Raw genomic sequence first — 17,091 nt, forward strand, 5'->3', positions numbered from 1 at the left:
TCGGGCCTGCCGTCACTCGCGTGCGGGCACACCGCTCTCGGCGTCGGCGGTGGGGGCGGGGGCCCTGGCGGCGGCGAGCGTCCGTACCGCCTCGATCTCGGCGGGCGCGCGCAGCACCCGGGACACGGCCTCGATGTCCTGGAGCAGATCGGTGAAGTCCGTCGCGACCGTGATCTCCGGGAAGGCCGCCCGGCCGGGCACGCCCTGGGCGTCCCCCGCTCCCGCCGGGCCGTCCGCACCCGCCGTGTGGGCGGGGAAGACGAGCGGGCCCGACGTGAGCGTGGCCGTCGCCGTGCCGCCGGGCGACCGCCTCCGTGCGGCCACCGCGTCCTGGACGGTCACGGCGGCGGCGAGGGCCCTGGCCCGGCCGGGCTCGTGCCCGAGGTCCAGCGCCGCGTCGTACGCCCGGCGCCGCAGGTCGTCGTCGAGGTGGCGGGTCAGCCGGAGCAGGGCGTCCCGGATGAACGTCTCCCGGCGGGTGAGGCGCAGCTCCGGGGTGGCGCGCAGCGCGAAGGGCACCCGGGAGTCGTCGACCGTCCGGGTCAGCAGGTACAGCGGCCGCAGCCGCCGGTGGACGGCCCGCACCCGCCAGCGGTCCCGCAGATACTGGCCGCCGTGCGGAACGATGAAACCCACCGCGATGCAGATGGCGGCCAGGGCGGCGACCGGCGGCGCCACGTGCGTGCTCAGCCAGTCCAGGTCGTGCCCCGTCCAGCGGGCGACCACCGCCGTGAACTTCGCGGCGTCGAACACCAGGTTGAGCGCGCAGCCCAGCCCCAGCGCCCGCAGTCCGGCGCGCAGCCACCGGTCCAGGCCGTCCGCGCGGACCCAGTTGCGGATCAGCCGGTAGGTGATCGCACAGGCCGCCGTGTGCGCGCCGAGGTAGAGCAGGATCTCCTCGCGCATGAAGGGCGTGGTCGCGTAGTACGTGTCGAGGTCGCGCAGCCGCTCGCGGGGGACGTCCGCGAGCGCGAACAGCACCCACAGGACGACGATCACCGCCGTGTAGACGGCGGCGACCCAGCGCATGAGCCGGCGGGTCGCCGGTGAGCGGTCGGCCGGGCCGTTGCGCCAGGCGACGATCAGCAGCAGACAGCACGCGCAGAACGCGGTGATCAGCGAGTACACCCAGGGCGCGGCGATGTTCGGCACTCCCGCGACCTGGTTGGTCCAGGCGATGACCGAGGGCACCGCGAACACGAAGACGCAGGCGGCGAGCAGCAGCAGCCCGCCCACCGCCCGCAGCAGGGAGTCCCGCCACAGCTTCACGATGCCGGGCAGCTTGATCATCAGCGCGGCGGTCAGTACGGCTGTGGGGATCCAGAACGAGATGTACAGGTCACCGAAGAAGTCGGCGGGACCGGTGGAGCCGAATGCCCCGGTCGTCGCCGGCACGGCCGTCTCCCTCATCTGCGGTGCCTGCGATAGCCAAGGGTCGCCTGGAGGGCCTGGCCGACGGGGTCGGCCGGGCCGCCCCGGTCCGCCGTTCCGGCCGGGCCGTCCTGTCCGGTGTCCACCCAGGAACGGAACGCGGTGGCGAGCCGGTGCCCGAAGTCCTCGGCCTCCTGCTCCTCCGACTCGTGGGAGCCGTGGCGCGCGGCGATGGGCGTCCCTCCCCGGCCGAGTGCCGCCGACAGCTCGGGGGAGAGCGACGGCAACGCGGACCCGCTCGGCGCGTCCGGCCCGCCCGCCTCACCGGAGAGCGCGAGCGCCGTGTCCGGGCCCGGCAGCGGGTGATGACAGTGCCCGGCGTGCATGTGCCACAACTCGTGCCCGAGGATGACCAGTTGCTGCACCGTCTCGGCGCGCTCCTCGACGATCACCAGGTCGAAGTCGGGGAACTCCATCCACAGTCCGGTCACCCCTATGCCGTCCGGGAACCGTTCGAACCGCAGCTTCACCGGCCGCCCGCCCCGCCGCGCGCTCATCTCCGCGCACAGCGCCGCGCCCAACTCCTGTACGCCGACGGGCCCGTCGAGCCGCCCCCGGACCGCCTTGCCGAGCCCCGAGGTCAGCTTCCGCATCTCGGCGCCGGACCGCGAGGGCAGCAGCGCGGCCCGCGCCCTGCCGAGGGCCCCGCGCAGAGCGGAGAACCCACGCGCCCCGGCCGTCCCGCGCGTCGCGGCCGTCCCACGCGCCCCGGCCGTCCCACGCGCCCCGGCCGCCCCGCGCGTCGCGGCGACCTCGCCGTTCCGGCCGGCGTCCGCGCGTGCGCCCCGGCCGCCCGGGCCTTCGGCGCGGCTCATCGGCGCGCCTCCTCGTCGTCGACGCCGAGCAGCCCTTCGAGCATGACGGCGAGAGCCTCCTGCTTGCGGGGGGTCAGCCGATGGCCGCGCAGCGCGAGCGTGACCACCCCGTGCCGGGTGGCGAACTCCACCAGCGGCCCGTCGCCGTCGCCGCCCTCGAATTCACCGAGCAGACGGCCGAGTTCCCGGTTCAGCACGGACGGGGCCGGGTCGGTGAAGAACCGGACACCCTCCCGGGCGCCGAAGAACTCCGCGAGTTCGGTCAGGTCGGCCACGTTCGGCGTCTTGCGGCCGAGCAGCAACTGCCGGGCCCACTCCGGGCTGATGGAGAGCCGCTCCGCGACCTCCCGGCAGACCTCACCGGGCCGCTTGCCGCTCTGTGCGGCGTACACCTCGTGCAGGGCGCGCAGCCGCCCGCGCACCCGGTCGTCGACCCGGTCGGCCGCGGGCTCGTCCCCGTCGAGCAACGCCCCGACCACGTCCTCGGCGAGGCCGGTGCGCCGCGCCAGCGCCGGGACGTCGAGGAGCCGGTCCCGGTCACCTCCGCCTACGTCGATGAGGGCGTCGAGGCGGGTCAGGGTCTCGGCAAGGGTGTCTGGCAGGGCGGGCACGGGCCGACCCTACGTGCCCGCGGACGCCGAGACCACGGGAATCCAACGATCGTTGAATTCCGACCAACGATGGTTGCGTCGCCCGCCGTCGGCACCCCGCGGACGGCGAGGCGCCCCTCCCGGCCCTTCCCCCCATTGACTCGCCCCGACATCGACCATAGCGTCCCGTTCGGCTCAACGATCAGCATCCGCAATACCGAACAACGAAGGGGCCGCCCCGAATGACCCGCACCGCCCGCTTCACCCTCGACCCCGCGTTCAAGGTCGGCGAGGTCGACCCCCGACTCTTCGGCTCCTTCGTCGAGCACCTCGGCCGCTGCGTCTACACCGGCATCTTCGAACCGGACCACCCCACCGCGGACGAGGCGGGCCTGCGCACCGACGTACTGGAGCTGGTCCGGGAGCTGGGCGTCACCACGATCCGCTACCCCGGCGGCAACTTCGTCTCCGGCTACAAGTGGGAGGACTCCGTCGGTCCCGTCGAGGACCGCCCCCGCCGCCTCGACCTCGCCTGGCGCTCCACCGAGACCAACCGCTTCGGCCTCTCGGAGTACATCGCCTTCCTGAAGAAGGTCGGCCCCCAGGCCGAGCCCATGATGGCCCTCAACCTCGGCACCCGCGGTGTCGCCGAGGCCCTGGAGCTCCAGGAGTACGCCAACCACCCCGCCGGAACCGCCCTGTCCGACCTCCGCGTCGCGCACGGCGACAAGGACCCCTTCGGCATCCGGCTCTGGTGCCTCGGCAACGAGATGGACGGCCCCTGGCAGACCGGCCACAAGACGGCCACCGAGTACGGCCGGATCGCCGCCGAGACGGCCCGCGCGATGCGCCAGATCGACCCGGACGTCGAACTCGTCGCCTGCGGCTCCTCCAGCCAGTCCATGCCGACGTTCGCCGCGTGGGAGGCGACGGTCCTGGAGGAGACGTACGACCTCGTCGACCACATCTCCCTGCACGCCTACTACCAGCCCGAGGACGGCGACCTCGACTCCTTCCTCGCCTCCGCCGTCGACATGGAGTCCTTCATCGAGAACGTGGTCGCCACCGCGGACCACGTGGGCGCGAAGCTCAAGTCGAAGAAGAAGATCAACCTCTCCTTCGACGAGTGGAACGTCTGGTACATCTCGAAGTGGCACGAGATCGAGGACTCCGGCGCGCGGGACTGGGCGGAGGCCCCCCGCCTCCTGGAGGACAACTACAGCGTCACCGACGCCGTCGTCTTCGGCTCCCTCCTCATCGCCCTCCTCCGGCACGCCGACCGCGTCACCGTCGCCTGCCTCGCGCAGCTGGTGAACGTGATCGCCCCGATCCTGACCGAGCCGGGCGGCCCCGCCTGGCGCCAGACCACCTTCTTCCCGTTCGCCCAGGCCTCGAAGTACGGCCGCGGCGAGGTCCTCGACGTCCGGGTCGACTCGCCGACGTACGACACGAAGAAGTACGGCGCGGCGGACCTGCTGCACGCCACGGCGGTGCGGGCCGAGGACGGTTCGGTGACCGTGTTCGCGGTCAACCGCAGCCGGTCGGAGTCCCTGCCGCTCGAAGTCGCCCTGAACGGGATGGAGTTGAGCCGAGTCGTCGAGCACAGCGTGCTGGCCGACGCGGACCCCGACGCACGCAACACACAGGCGGAGCCCGAGCGGGTCGCGCCGCACGCGGGTGAGGGGGCCTCGCTGCGGGACGGCGTGCTGAGCGTGGTCCTGGAGCCGCTGTCGTGGAACGTGATCCGGCTCGGCTGAGAGCCCGAGGGGCGGCTGCCCGCTGACAGGCGCGGGTCGGCCGGACGTGCGGTGTGGTCGACAATGGGGCCATGAGGATCTCGGCACGGGCGGACTACGCCGTACGCGCGGTACTGGAGGTCGCCGTACGGCAGGACGGCGGGCCGGTGAAGGCGGAAGTCATCGCGACCGTCCAGGAGATCCCGCACAAGTTCCTGGAGGGCATCCTCGGCGATCTGCGGCGGGGCGGCCTGGTCACCAGCAGACGGGGCGGCAGCGGCGGGTACCGGCTGGCACGCGAGCCTGCCGCCATCACCGTCGCCGACGTGATCCGGGCCGTCGACGGCCCGATCGTGTCGGTGCGCGGCGAGCGCCCCACCGGCCTGACCTACACCGGTTCCGCCGAACCGCTGCTGCCGCTGTGGATCGCCCTGCGGGCCAACGTCCGGCGCATCCTGGAGGGCGTCACGGTGGCCGACATCGCGGCCGGCGCCCTTCCCGAGCCGGTGAGGAACCTGGCGGCGGAGCCGGCGGCCTGGGAGAACCCCTGACCCCTCACGCCAGCCGCATCGCCAGGGTCACCTCGGCCCCGGCCCCCCGGCGGGCCGTCCGCACCGTCAGGCGGTCCGTGACCAGGTGGGCGAGCCAGAGGCCGCGCCCGGGGCAGGTGCCGGTGAGGCCGGGCAGGAGTTCGGGGATGGCGGGGACGAAGCCGGGGCCGCTGTCGGTGATGCGGCACTCCAGTTCATGGGGGAGGCGGCGGAGTTCGAGGTGGCCCTGGCCGCCGGCGTGCTCGACCGCGTTGGTGGCGATCTCGCTGACCGCGAGGGTGAACTCGCCGAGGCGGACGCCGCCGAGGCCCGCCGCCGCGGCCGTGTCCTCCACCTGGACGCGTACCTGGGGCAGGTTCTCGCCCGTGAAGTGCCGCTTCAGCAAGAGGGTCCCGGGGGCGCGGCCGGGGGCCTCGTGGCCCGGGCCGCCGATCGTTCCTGTACCGCTGTCCGTCTCCCCGCCCGGCATCACGGCCGCCTCCTCTCGATGGGACTCGATGGGTACGAGCACGGGTGCTGGGCGTCAAACGTGAACTGCCGCACTCCGCCCACGCTAGCCGTGCTCGTTCGATGTGTACCCAGGAGATCGAGAGGGCATCGTGCCTGGTCAAAACCGTGTGTATTCGATCGAATCGTGATCGGTTCCGCCCGACCTCTGCTGATCGGTTTGCGTTCATCGATCGGCTGGGGCCCGGCGGCGGGGCGTGGTGCGCCGGTGTCCATCGGTAGCGCTGCCCATCCGGCCGGCCGGTCGTGGGGTCCGGTGCGCACGGAAATGGGTGCCGGACCCGATGGTGGCACCGGGAGGCCGCGTGTGACGGTGGCGGTACACCCGCTCACCGGTCCGGAGGGAGGAGTCATGACGCAGCCCGGCACCGAACCGCAGCCCGGCACCGAACCGCCGCACGCTCCGCCGATCGCGGCGAGGGAGAGGACGGCGCGGAACGGCCCGCACACGGAGGGTCCCCGCCCACGTCCCCGCCCGCCGCGCGCGTACCGCCGGCGACGCGGCCGTGCCTGGGCCCTCCTGGCCGTCTCGCTCGCGATGCTGGTCCTGGGCATGGTGCTGCCGCAGGGCCTGCTCCTCGCGTCGGGCCTGGTCGCGGCCGGGATGGCGACGCACCTGCTGGCGCCGCCGGACCGACCCGAGCGCCCCGGCCCCGACGCGCGCCCCGACCTGACCGACCGCCCCGGCACCGTCGGCGCCGGCCGCACCGGTTCCACGCCGACGGGCCCCTGACCTCCGCCGTCCGCCGCTACTTCCTCGTCACCCGCGCGATCGACTCCAGCACCTTGCGCGGGTTCCCCTGCGCGGTCACCGCCCCGCCGATGCGTGCCCGGACGGCCGCGGCGACCTCGGACCAGTCGGTCTCGGCGACGGGGTAGAGGCGGAGGTTCTGCAGGGTGTCCAGGCCGCTCCACAGGGCCCGGTGGGTCTTGTCCGCGCGCATCGCGTCGGCGGCGGAGGTGGTGACGGGGAGCAGTTCGTACTGGGCGGCCTGCTCGGTGACGTACTTGTCGGTGTAGAGGAAGTCGAGGAACTCCCCGATGGCGGCGCGGTGGTCGTCGTTGCGGAAGGCGACGACCCAGTCTGCCGTGCCCATCGTGGGGGTCTCCTTCCCGTCGCGGCTCGGCAGCGGCACCGCGCCGTAGGGCACGGAGTCGGAGGAGTCCGCGATCTGACGCACCAGCGACAGCGGGGCGTTGACCATGGCCGCGTCACCGGTGAGGAAGGCGTCGACGGCCTCGCCGCGGTTCAGCTCGCCGGGCGGGACCGGGCCGGTGAGACCCTCGCCGACCAGGTTCTCCTTCAGCCAGGTCAGCGTCGCCACATTGGCGGGGGAGGCGATGTCGTAACGGTTCGTGGAGTCGGTGTAGCCGCCGTCACCGGCCAGCAGCCACATCAGCGTCTCGGCCTCCGCCTCCTCCGGTCCGAGCGGCACGGCGATCGGGTACTTCACCCCCTGAGCCTTCAACGCCCTTGCGGCGGACTGGAGTTGGTCCCAGGTCTTCGGCGGCTTCAGGCCCGCCCGTGCGAACAGGTCCTTGTTGTAGTAGAGCAGGCGGGTGCTCGCGGTGAACGGCAGGCCGTACTGCGCCCGGTCCATCTCCCCGGCGTTCGCGAGGCTGCGGACGAAGGAGGCCTGGACCTGGACCGACAGCACCTCGTCCGCGCTGTAGAGCAGGTCCCGCGCGGCGTACTCGGAGTAGCTGTCCGTCTGCACGATGTCGGGCGCCTCACCCCGCTCGACGAGCTCGGCGACCTTCTCCTCGACCTCGTCCGGGCCGTAGACGCGCACGTCCACGTCGATGCCGGGGTGTGCGGCGCCGAAGGCCAGGGCGACCCGGTCCCAGTAGCCCTCGGAGTTCTTGCGCACGCTGTCGCCGTAGTTGGTCGCGACGACGGTCAGGGAGACCGTCCGCGACTCGGCGTCCGCGCCGCTGCCGCAGCCGGACAGTCCGGCCGCCAGCCCCAGCGCGGCCGTGACCGCCACGATCGTCCGGGCGTTGTGGCGCACGGTCCACCCACCTCCAGCTCTCGGCCGCACCCGGCACGGGCGGGTACGGAGTTGCGACGGGGCTTGATCGTAGGGCGCGCACGGGTGTGCGGGGCGCCGTGGGCGTTGCGTTCTGGTTCCGACGGCGTGACGGAGTGGCGTCGTGACCGGGGGCACGACCGGAGACGTGACCGGGACGCGCCACCGCCGACAGGAGGTACGCGGCCGGCGCCCCCGCCGTTCAGCCGGCCGGCCGGGGTCCGGCCCGCCCGGTGGCCACCGGGTGAACTCCCGGACTCCTGCGGAGGTATCCCGGATGAAACCGCCCTCCGAGGGCCCTCGGGGCGGTGTTGCGCCACAACCCCCGGCTTCGGGGCCGGGTCGTACCGGGTGCTCGTTCCGGCGTTCAGCGAAGGAGAACCCCGCATGCCCACCCGTGGACTGCCCAGGCACAGAGCCGTCACCGCCCCCGCCGTCGCTGTCGGCGCCGCGCTCGCCCTGGCCTGCGTTCCGCTCACCGCGTCCCCCGCCCTGGCCGCCCCCGCGCCCGCCGCCTCCCTCGTGCACGACAGGGGCGAGTTGTGGTTCAAGGCCGCGCCCGGCCAGGCGAACCGGCTGACGGTGTCGGCGAAGATCGTGGAGCGGACGGAGTGGGAGGCGGACTACGTGCTGACCTTCAACGACCGGTACGCCATCACCCTCGCCGCGAAGGAGTGCACCTACCCGCAGCCGGCCGACCGCACCGTCGCCGAGTGCGCGGTCCCGATCCCGATGAACTCCGACGACACGGACATCTACGACGTCGGCCTCGGCGACGGGAACGACACCGTCACGATCGCCGCCGCCGACTCCGCGTACGCCACGATCCACGGCGGCGCCGGCGACGACGTCCTGCTCGGCAACAGGTCCGTCGTGCTGCAGGGCGAGGACGGCGACGACCGGATCGACGGCGGCGGTGGCGTGTGGGGCCTCGGCTCCTTCGGCGGACGCGGCGACGACGTCCTCGGCGACTGCTCCTACGCCTGCCACGGCGGCGCCGACGACGACACGCTCACGGGCGGCGCCGAGTCCGACGGCCTGTACGGCGACTCCGGCGACGACGTCCTGCGCGGCCGGGCCGGCGCCGACGCCCTGCACGGCGGCAAGGGCGACGACAGGCTGTACGGCGAGGACGGCGACGACAGGCTCTACGGCAACAGCGGCGACGACGTCCTGTACGGCGGCAGCGGCAGGGACACCCTCTCCGGCGGGCCCGGCCGCGACAGGCTCCACCAGAACTGACGCACCTCGCCTCCCGGCCGGGAGGCTTGGACAGGGCGACGCCCCCGACAGGGCCTGGGCGTCTGTCGGGGGCGTCGCCCCATGGGGTCCGTCAGGGGGTGGTCCGGCTCACCCCACCTGGTTGTACACCCCGCCGGCCGCGGGCCACCCCAGGGGCTCCTCCAGGGGCTCCGGCTGGGTGCGGCCGCGTACCTGGGCGGCGGTGAGGCCCTGGGCCGCGCCCATGGTGCGGCGGTTCTGGGCGGCGGTCGCGAGGCCGGGCATCCCGGTCTGGGCGACGGGCTGCAGACCGGGGACCGGCATGGCGGCGGCCGGTGCTGCGGGCATCGGTGCCGGAGCGGGGACCGGCATCGGCATCGGCATCGGCGCCGGAGCGGGTGCCGGGGCCGGGAACTGCATCGGGGCGACCGGAGCCGGGGCGGGGACGGGGGCCGGTGCCGCGAACTGCATGGACGCGGCGGCGGGGACGGGGACGGGCGCCGGAGCGGGGGCGGGCGCGGGTGTCTGCACGGGGGAGGCGAACTGCATGGAGGACGCGGGCGCCGGGGCCGGCATGCTCATGGCCTGCGCGGCGAGGTTGTGCATGCCCGTGCCGTTGGTCTCGCTCATCAGCCGGTCCACGGCCGCCGTACCCGAGCTGTAGCTGGTCCCGGTGCCCAGCTCGGGTACGGCGGCTCCCCTCCTGGACCCGTAGAGAACCGACTCCAGGCCGGACACCAGGCGACGCACGTCGACCTGGGGCCGGACCACGAGTCGCAGGAAGCGACTGGACGAGCCGACCTTGTTGCCGCACTCGCGGACCAGGATCCGGTGCTCGGTGAGCAGCCGGTCGCGGACCACGGTGCCCTCGGCGCCCACGGGCAGGCGCACGAAGAGGAAGTTCCCCTGCGACGGGTAGACCGTCAGCCCGGGGAGGGCGGAGAGCTGGCGGGCCATGTCCAGCCGGTCGCGGCGGACCTGGTGCAGGCTCTCCATGTACTCGGCGCCGTGGTTCTTCAGCATGAACACCACGTGCTCGGCGAAGGAGTTGAGGTTCCACTTCGGCAGCATCGAGCGGACCTTGCCGGCCAGCGCCGGGTTGGCGACCAGATAGCCGAAGCGGATGCCGTGCAGGCCGAAGTTCTTGCCGAGGCTGCGCAGCACGACCACGTTGGGCCGCATGACCGCGTCCTGGACCGTGGACGGCTCGGACTCGGCGTCGGCGAACTCCAGGAACGACTCGTCGATGACGATCAGGTCCAGGTCGGCCATCGCGTCCATGAACTGCACCAGCGCGTGCCGGTGCAGGAAGCCGCCGTCGGGGTTGTTCGGGTTGCAGATGACGGCGACCCGGGTGCCGCGGGCCCGGATGAACTCGGCGTACTGCGCGAGGTCCAGGGCGAAGCCGCTGGACTCCTGCAGCGGGAACATGTCGACCCGCTTGCCGGTCTCCATCGGCTGGTCGGTCCAGCGGCCGAAGGTGGGGACGGGGACGGCGAGGGACTCACGGACCATCAGATGGTCGAGCCAGGTGATGAGTTCGGTCGAACCGTTGCCCATCGCCACGCACTGCGGCGGGAGTTGGAGCAGATTGCACAGCTCGGCGGTGATGGTGTCGGCGCTGCTCGGGTAGTACGTGATGATGTCGCGCAGCCTGCTCGCCATGTCGTCGAACATCGCGGGCGTGGGGAAGTACGGGTTGCACGGGATACAGAAGTCCACCGGCCCCACCCCGTCGCCGCCCTCACGCGTCAGCGCAGCCATCGAGGGGCTGTGCGCCGCGGTGCTGCGGAACAACGAGGTGACGTTGTCGGACATGGAACCTCCGTAGGGGGCGGACCCGTTGGGGACGGCCGGGCCCGACGACTAAGGGCGGCCCGTGCGGGGGAGCACGGGCCGCCCCTACATACGGAGGCCGGAACGGCTCCGTTCAACCGCTGAGATTTCGGTAAGAACATGTGAGCCGTCTGTGAAGGCGGTGGCGCGGTCGCCGGCCGGCCGGCGACCGCGGTCAGCCGAAGGCGTGGAGGGTCGTGGAGCGGTAGGTCTCCCCGGGGCGCAGCACCGTGGAGGGGTACGACGGCTGGTTCGGCGAGTCGGGGAAGTGCTGGGTCTCCAGGCACAGCGCGTCGCCCTGCCGGTAGATCCTCCCGGAGCCTCCCACCAGCGTGCCGTCGAGGAAGTTGCCGGAGTAGAACTGCAGCCCCGGTTCGGTGGTCGAGATCCGCAGGGTGCGGCCGGACGCCGGGTCCGTGAGGGTGGCGGCCCACTCCGGCTCGGCGGTGACCCCCTTGTCCAGGACCCAGTTGTGGTCGAACCCCTTGGCGTGCAGCAGCTGCTGGTCGGCCGCGCGGAGGTCGTCGCCGACCGCCTTGCCCGTACGGAAGTCGAAGGGGGTGCCCGCGACCGGGACCGGTTCGCCGGTGGGGATCAGGCCGGGGCCGACCGGGGTGTAGCGGGCGGCGGCGATCGTCAGCTCGTGGTCGAGGACCGAGCCGCTGCCCTCGCCCGCGAGGTTCCAGTACACGTGGTTCGTGAGGTTGACGACCGTGGCCCGGTCGGTGGTGGCCTCGTAGTCGATCCGCCACTCGCCCCGCTCGGTGAGGGTGTAGGTCACCCGCACGTCCAGGGTGCCGGGGTAGCCCATCTCGCCGTCGGCGCTCGTGCGGGTCAGGCGCAGGCCCACGTCGGTGCCGTCCGTGAACGGCTCGACGTCCCACACGGCCCGGTCGAAGCCGTCCGTCCCGCCGTGCAGACTGTTCGCGCCGTCGTTCGCGGGCAGTTCGTACGTCTCGCCGTCCAGCGTGAAGCGGCCCGCGCCGATCCGGTTGCCGTACCGGCCGATCAGCGCGCCGAAGTAGGGCGACCCTGCGACGTACTCCTCGACGGTGCCGAGGTTCAGGGAGATGTTCGCGTACCGGCCGTCGCGGTCCGGGGTCTCCAGGGACTGCACGATCCCGCCGTACGACAGGACCTTCAGCCGGGTGCCGCCGTTCTCCAGCGACCAGCGGTGGATCTCGGTGCCGTCGGAGAGCGTGCCGAAGAGTTCCTTCACGGGTGAGGTCCCGCCTTTCTCCCATGGGAAAGGGGCCCCGCCGGTTCGGCGAGGCCCCCTTGCCGTGCGGTCAGCTGCCGCCCTTGCGCTTGTTCCACACGTCGAATCCGACGGCCGCCAGCAGGACGAGGCCCTTGATGACCTGCTGCCAGTCGGTGCCGATGCCGACGAGGTTCATCCCGTTGTTGAGAACACCGAGGACGAGACCACCGATGATCGCACCGAGGACGGTGCCGACGCCGCCGCTCATCGACGCGCCGCCGATGAAGGACGCCGCGATGGCCTCCAGCTCGAAGTTGAGGCCCGCCTTCGGGGACGCCGCGTTGAAGCGTGCGGCGAAGACCAGACCGGCCAGCGCGGCCAGCATGCCCATGTTGAGGAAGATCAGGAAGGTGACCTTCTTGTCCTTCACACCGGACAGCTTGGCGGCGGGCAGGTTGCCGCCGATGGCGTAGATGTGGCGGCCGATGATCGCGTTGCGCATCACGTAGCCGAAGCCGACGACCAGCGCGCCGAGGATCAGCAGGACGATCGGGGCGCCCTTGTAGCTGGCGAGCAGCATGGTGACGGTGAGCAGGGCCGCGGAGATCGCGACGAGCTTGAGGACGAACAGGTTCATCGGCGGCACGTCGAGCGCGAACTCCTGCTGCCGACGCCGGTCGCGGAACTCCTGGAGCACCACGAATCCGATGAGGGCGAAGCCCAGCAGCAGCGTGAGGTTGTGGTAGTTGGTCTGCGGGCCGACCTCGGGGAGGAAGCCGTTGGCGACCTTCTGCAGGCCCTCCGGGAACGGGCCGAGGGTCTGGCCCTTGAGGAAGATCTCGGTGAGACCGCGGAAGACCAGCATGCCCGCCAGGGTCACGATGAACGACGGTATGCCGAGATACGCGATGAAGAAGCCCTGGGCCGCGCCCGCCGCGGCGCCCACGGCCAGACACAGCAGCACCGCCAGCGGCCACGGTATGTCGTTGTCGACCATGAACACGGCGGCCATCGAGCCGATGAACGCGGTCAGCGAGCCCACGGACAGGTCGATGTGGCCGGCGATGATGACCAGCATCATGCCGATCGCGAGGATCAGGATGTAGCTGTTCTGCAGCACCAGGTTCGACACGTTGCGCGGCAGCAGCAGGTCGCCGTCGGTCCACACGGCGAACAGCGCCACGATCAGGCCGAGGGCGATCAGCATGCCGTACTGCCGCATGTTGCGGCGCATGCCGTCCAGGACCAGCTGGAGCAGGCCGCCGCCCGCCGCCGTCCCGCTCTTGCCCGGCGCGGGGGCCGGGCTCTTGGCGGTCACGTCCGTGCTCATCGGGTTACCTCTTTGTCCTTCGTCATCTGACGCATCAGCGATTCCTGCGTGGCCTCGGCACGCGAGAACTCACCCGTCAGCCGTCCTGCGGCCATCGTGTAGATGCGGTCGCACATTCCGAGCAGTTCCGGCAGCTCGGAGGAGATGAAGACGACCGCCTTGCCCTCGGCCGCCAGCTTGTCGATGACCGTGTAGATCTCGTACTTGGCACCCACGTCGATCCCGCGGGTCGGCTCGTCCAGGATCAGCACATCGGGACCCGCGAAGATCCACTTGCTGAGGACGACCTTCTGCTGGTTGCCGCCGGAGAGCTTGCCCACCGGCTCGAAGACGGTCGGCGCCTTGATGTTCATCGACGTGCGGAACCGCTCGGCGACCTTCCGCTCCTCGTGCTCGTCCACCACGCCGGCCTTGGCGACCTTGCTCAGCGCGCTGAGCGAGATGTTGCGGTTGATGGTGTCGATGAGGTTGAGGCCGTAGTGCTTGCGGTCCTCGGTGACGTAGGCGATGCCGTGTCCGACCGCCTCGGGGACGGTCCGGGTACGGATCTCCTTGCCGTCCTTGAGGACCGTGCCGCCGCTGTGGCGGCCGTAGGTGCGGCCGAAGACGCTCATCGCCAGTTCGGTCCGGCCCGCGCCCATGAGGCCCGCGATGCCGACGATCTCACCGCGCCGCACCTGGACGGACACGTCGTCGACCACCATGCGCTGCTGGTCGATCGGGTGGTGCACGGTCCAGTTGCGGATCTCCAGCGCGGGCGAGGCGCCCAGCTCGGGCTCGTGCGGGGTGCGCTCCGGGAAGCGGTGCTCCAGGTCGCGCCCCACCATGCCGCTGATGATCCGGTCCTCGGTGGTCTCCGGGGCCTTCACGTCGAGGGTCTCGATGGTCTGGCCGTCGCGGATGATCGTCACCGAGTCGGCGACCTTGCGGATCTCGTTCAGCTTGTGGGAAATGATGATCGAGGTGATGCCCTGCTTCTTCAACTCCAGGATGAGATCGAGGAGTTTGTCGCTGTCCTCGTCGTTCAGGGCGGCCGTCGGCTCGTCCAGGATGAGGAGCTTCACCTTCTTGGAGAGCGCCTTGGCGATCTCCACGAGCTGCTGCTTGCCCACGCCGATGTCGGCGACGCGGGTGTCCGGGTGGTCGGAGAGCCCGACCCGGCGCAGCAGCTCGGTGCCGTGCCGCAGGGTCTCCCGCCAGTCGATGAACCCGCCCTTGGCGTGCTCGTTGCCGAGGAAGATGTTCTCCGCGAGGGAGAGGTAGGGCGACAGCGCCAGCTCCTGGTGGATGATGACGATGCCGCGCTGCTCGCTGGCCCTGATGTCCTTGAACTCGCAAGGCGCACCCTCGAAGAGGATGTCGCCCTCGTAACTGCCGTGCGGATGGACGCCGGAGAGGACCTTCATGAGGGTCGACTTGCCGGCGCCGTTCTCGCCGCAGATGGCATGGACCTCGCCCTGCCGGACGGTCAGTGTGACGTCCGACAGCGCTTTGACGCCGGGAAAGGTCTTGACGATCGAGCGCATTTCCAGGACGGGTCCCGCCATGGTCGTGCCTTCCAATCAGTGGTCGGTCGGGGAATCCGTCTGACTAGTTGAGGTCGCTCTCCTTGATGTAGCCGGAGTCGACGACGGTCTCCTTGTAGTTGGACTTGTCGACGCTGACCGGCTCCAGCAGGTAGGCGGGGACGACCTTCGAGCCGTTGTCGTAGGTCTTGGTGTCGTTGACCTCGGGCTTCTTGCCCTTCAGCAGCGAGTCGACCATGTTCGAGGCGACCTTGGCGAGCTCACGGGTGTCCTTGTAGACGGTCATCGCCTGGTCACCGGCGATGATCGACTTCACCGAGGCGACCTCGGCGTCCTGGCCGGTGACGATCGGCAGCGGCTTGCTCTTGGAGCCGTAGTCGTCCGACTTCAGCGCGGAGATGATGCCGATGGAGATGCCGTCGTAGGGGGACAGGACGGCGTCCACGCGGTCGCTCTTGTACGCCGAGGTCAGGATGTCGTCCATGCGCTTCTGGGCGGTGCCGCCGTCCCAGCGCAGGGTGGTGACCTGGTTCAGCTCGGTCTGGCCGGACTTGACGACGAGCTGCTTCTTGTCGATGTAGGGCTGCAGGACGTTCATGGCGCCCTGGAAGAAGTAGCGGGTGTTGTTGTCGTCGTTGGAGCCGGCGAACAGCTCGACGTTGAAGGGGCCCTTCTTGGAGCCGTCCTTGAGGCCCAGCTTCTCGACGATGTAGCCGCCCTGGAGCTCGCCGACCTTCTCGTTGTCGAAGGAGGCGTAGTAGTTCACGTCCTTCGTGCCGAGGATCAGACGGTCGTAGGAGATGACCGGGATGTCGGCGTCGGCGGCCTGCTGCAGCACGTTGTTCATCGACTTGTTGTCGATGGCGGCGACGATGAGGGCCTTCACGCCCTGGGTGATCAGGTTCTCGATCTGGCCGACCTGCTGGTCCGGGTCGTCCTCGCCGTAGACCAGCTTGGTCTTGTAGCCCATCTTCTCGAGGTTGGTCACCACGTTCTTGCCGTCGGCGATCCAGCGCTCGGAGGACTTGGTCGGCATCGCGATGCCGATCGTGCCGCCCTCGGCGCTGCCGCCCTTGTCGTCGCTGCCACCCTCGCTGTTCTGGCCGCAGGCGGTCAGGGTCAGGGCGAGGGAGGCGGTGGAGGCCAGGGCGGCGAGTGCGGCTCGGCGAGTGCGCATGATCATCATCCTTGATGTCTTGAAGGCTCTGTACGTTCTGGCGGGGACGGCGCTTCATGAGCCGAAAGGAGCCAGAGGAGATGTGGGGGATTCTGTGTGACTGCGTCTTCTTCTGTGAAGCCAGTTGTCCGCTTCGTTATGAGGGATTTTCGAAGCGCTTCAGATCTCCGGGCAAACGGGTACCGAGCGGAGCCATGTCACCGTCCGCTCCGTGCCGCGCGAGGAGATCCAGGGCCAGCCGGCCGCGCCGTACCCGTTCCTTCGCCGTGGACAGGGTCAGGTCCCGCATGTGGTGCCCGTAGGGGTAGATCCCGGGGGCCTTCGACAGGCCGAACTTCAGGTAGATCGGTGCGCCGCGCCGGATCAGCTCGGCGACCTCGTACATCCTCACATAGCCGCCGAGGTCGTCCGGCGCCTCGATGTACATGTCCATGGGAGCGCCCGACACCCGCCGGATCTCGGTGAGGTGATCGAGCGTCAGGTCGCTCGGCACGTTGATCGAGTCGCCGCCGAGGTTCTCGTAGACGGCGTAGGCGGTCGGGTTGACCGGGCCGATCAGCGCCGACACCTTGAAGGTCGTGTCGGCGGGGATGATCCCCTCCACCCGCGCCCGGTGCAGCGTCCACAGCACACCCTCGTCGGCGACCAGCAGGCACTTCACGCCCAGCTCGGTCGCACGCACGGCGTCCTCGACGCACCCGGCGACCGCGTCGTGCCCGCGGGCCCGCAGACCGGCGCCCTTGGAGTCGGTGCGGGTGGAGGCTCCGATGTCCCAGGTGCCGCGCGGGCCGGTGAACAGGCAGAGCTCGATGTCGCGCTCGGCCGTCGCCTCCACCATCTCGGTGATCTCGGCGTCGGTGAGCATCCACACGCCGCTGCCCTGGCTGATCCGGTGGATCGGCACGTCGAGCCGCGAGGCCTCCTTGAGGACCACGCCGAGCGCCTCGGGCCCCTCGACGGAGGGCACCTCGGTGCGCCAGCGGCCACCGCCGGGGAAGGAGTGCGGGGAGGCGTCGGAGGGGTCGAGGGCGGGTGCGTTCAGCCCGAGCGCGGCGAGGGCCTGCTCGCCGGGTCGGCGCGGCGCCGGAGCGGTGGTGTCGGTCACAAGCTGTCCTTCTGGCTGCATCGGATTCGATATTT

At 71.1% G+C, this 17,091-nt stretch carries 15 protein-coding genes; 4 read left to right on the plus strand and 11 right to left on the minus strand.

Annotated elements, in window-relative coordinates:
* Positions 1 to 12: 12 nt before the first annotated feature.
* From SCAB_RS30425 to SCAB_RS30435, 3 genes are read right to left on the minus strand one after another with little or no spacing between them, the layout of a single operon-like run.
* Positions 13 to 1,410 (minus strand): MAB_1171c family putative transporter, encoded by a 1,398-nt coding sequence (locus tag SCAB_RS30425; RefSeq protein WP_013003943.1) that lies wholly within the window; start codon positions 1,408 to 1,410, stop codon positions 13 to 15.
* Positions 1,407 to 2,246, minus strand: coding sequence for a toxin-antitoxin system, toxin component (locus tag SCAB_RS30430; protein WP_231885149.1), 840 nt, complete (start codon positions 2,244 to 2,246; stop codon positions 1,407 to 1,409). The genes SCAB_RS30425 and SCAB_RS30430 overlap by 4 nt, the downstream gene beginning before the upstream one ends.
* Positions 2,243 to 2,857 (minus strand): hypothetical protein, encoded by a 615-nt coding sequence (locus SCAB_RS30435; RefSeq protein ID WP_013003945.1) that lies wholly within the window; start codon positions 2,855 to 2,857, stop codon positions 2,243 to 2,245. Before SCAB_RS30435 ends, SCAB_RS30430 begins: the two co-directional genes overlap by 4 nt.
* A gap of 221 nt (positions 2,858 to 3,078) precedes the next feature.
* Here SCAB_RS30435 and arfA point away from each other — a divergent pair, with 221 nt between their 5' ends.
* Together arfA and SCAB_RS30445 are read left to right on the plus strand one after the other, a co-directional pair.
* Positions 3,079 to 4,593: an arabinosylfuranosidase ArfA gene (gene arfA / locus SCAB_RS30440; protein WP_013003946.1), complete on the plus strand. Its 1,515-nt coding sequence runs from the start codon at positions 3,079 to 3,081 to the stop codon at positions 4,591 to 4,593.
* Positions 4,594 to 4,664: 71 nt separating this feature from the next.
* Positions 4,665 to 5,123 (plus strand): RrF2 family transcriptional regulator, encoded by a 459-nt coding sequence (locus tag SCAB_RS30445; protein WP_013003947.1) that lies wholly within the window; start codon positions 4,665 to 4,667, stop codon positions 5,121 to 5,123.
* 4 nt (positions 5,124 to 5,127) lie between these two features.
* On the opposite strand, the gene SCAB_RS30450 is transcribed toward SCAB_RS30445, so the two are convergent.
* Positions 5,128 to 5,634 (minus strand): ATP-binding protein, encoded by a 507-nt coding sequence (locus SCAB_RS30450; protein WP_013003948.1) that lies wholly within the window; start codon positions 5,632 to 5,634, stop codon positions 5,128 to 5,130.
* A 348-nt stretch (positions 5,635 to 5,982) separates the two neighbouring features.
* Here SCAB_RS30450 and SCAB_RS46040 point away from each other — a divergent pair, with 348 nt between their 5' ends.
* Positions 5,983 to 6,363, plus strand: coding sequence for a hypothetical protein (locus tag SCAB_RS46040; RefSeq protein ID WP_063775681.1), 381 nt, complete (start codon positions 5,983 to 5,985; stop codon positions 6,361 to 6,363).
* Between the two features lie 16 nt (positions 6,364 to 6,379).
* Here the strand turns inward: SCAB_RS46040 and SCAB_RS30460 are convergent, their stop codons facing one another.
* The gene (locus SCAB_RS30460; RefSeq protein ID WP_013003950.1) at positions 6,380 to 7,642 is read right to left on the minus strand and encodes an ABC transporter substrate-binding protein; all 1,263 of its coding nucleotides are present in this window, start codon (positions 7,640 to 7,642) and stop codon (positions 6,380 to 6,382) included.
* A 405-nt stretch (positions 7,643 to 8,047) separates the two neighbouring features.
* Between SCAB_RS30460 and SCAB_RS30465 the strand changes: the two genes are divergently transcribed.
* Positions 8,048 to 8,902 (plus strand): calcium-binding protein, encoded by an 855-nt coding sequence (locus tag SCAB_RS30465; protein ID WP_013003951.1) that lies wholly within the window; start codon positions 8,048 to 8,050, stop codon positions 8,900 to 8,902.
* A gap of 108 nt (positions 8,903 to 9,010) precedes the next feature.
* On the opposite strand, the gene SCAB_RS30470 is transcribed toward SCAB_RS30465, so the two are convergent.
* The 6 genes from SCAB_RS30470 to SCAB_RS30495 all read right to left on the minus strand — a co-directional run bounded on the left by SCAB_RS30470 (position 9,011) and on the right by SCAB_RS30495 (position 17,056).
* Positions 9,011 to 10,699, minus strand: coding sequence for a pyridoxal phosphate-dependent aminotransferase (locus SCAB_RS30470; protein ID WP_013003952.1), 1,689 nt, complete (start codon positions 10,697 to 10,699; stop codon positions 9,011 to 9,013).
* Positions 10,700 to 10,892: 193 nt separating this feature from the next.
* Positions 10,893 to 11,936 (minus strand): aldose epimerase family protein, encoded by a 1,044-nt coding sequence (locus SCAB_RS30475; protein WP_013003953.1) that lies wholly within the window; start codon positions 11,934 to 11,936, stop codon positions 10,893 to 10,895.
* 70 nt (positions 11,937 to 12,006) lie between these two features.
* Positions 12,007 to 13,248: a multiple monosaccharide ABC transporter permease gene (mmsB, locus tag SCAB_RS30480; protein ID WP_013003954.1), complete on the minus strand. Its 1,242-nt coding sequence runs from the start codon at positions 13,246 to 13,248 to the stop codon at positions 12,007 to 12,009.
* Entirely contained in the window at positions 13,245 to 14,795 is a 1,551-nt protein-coding gene (gene mmsA / locus SCAB_RS30485) for a multiple monosaccharide ABC transporter ATP-binding protein (protein ID WP_013003955.1), read from the minus strand. Before mmsA ends, mmsB begins: the two co-directional genes overlap by 4 nt.
* Before the next feature lie 43 nt (positions 14,796 to 14,838).
* The gene (gene chvE, locus SCAB_RS30490; RefSeq protein ID WP_349239019.1) at positions 14,839 to 15,951 is read right to left on the minus strand and encodes a multiple monosaccharide ABC transporter substrate-binding protein; all 1,113 of its coding nucleotides are present in this window, start codon (positions 15,949 to 15,951) and stop codon (positions 14,839 to 14,841) included.
* A gap of 136 nt (positions 15,952 to 16,087) precedes the next feature.
* Positions 16,088 to 17,056, minus strand: coding sequence for a hypothetical protein (locus SCAB_RS30495; protein ID WP_037725158.1), 969 nt, complete (start codon positions 17,054 to 17,056; stop codon positions 16,088 to 16,090).
* Between the last annotated feature and the right edge of the window lie 35 nt (positions 17,057 to 17,091).

This window comes from Streptomyces scabiei 87.22, from assembly GCF_000091305.1.
GTDB lineage: Bacteria > Actinomycetota > Actinomycetes > Streptomycetales > Streptomycetaceae > Streptomyces > Streptomyces scabiei.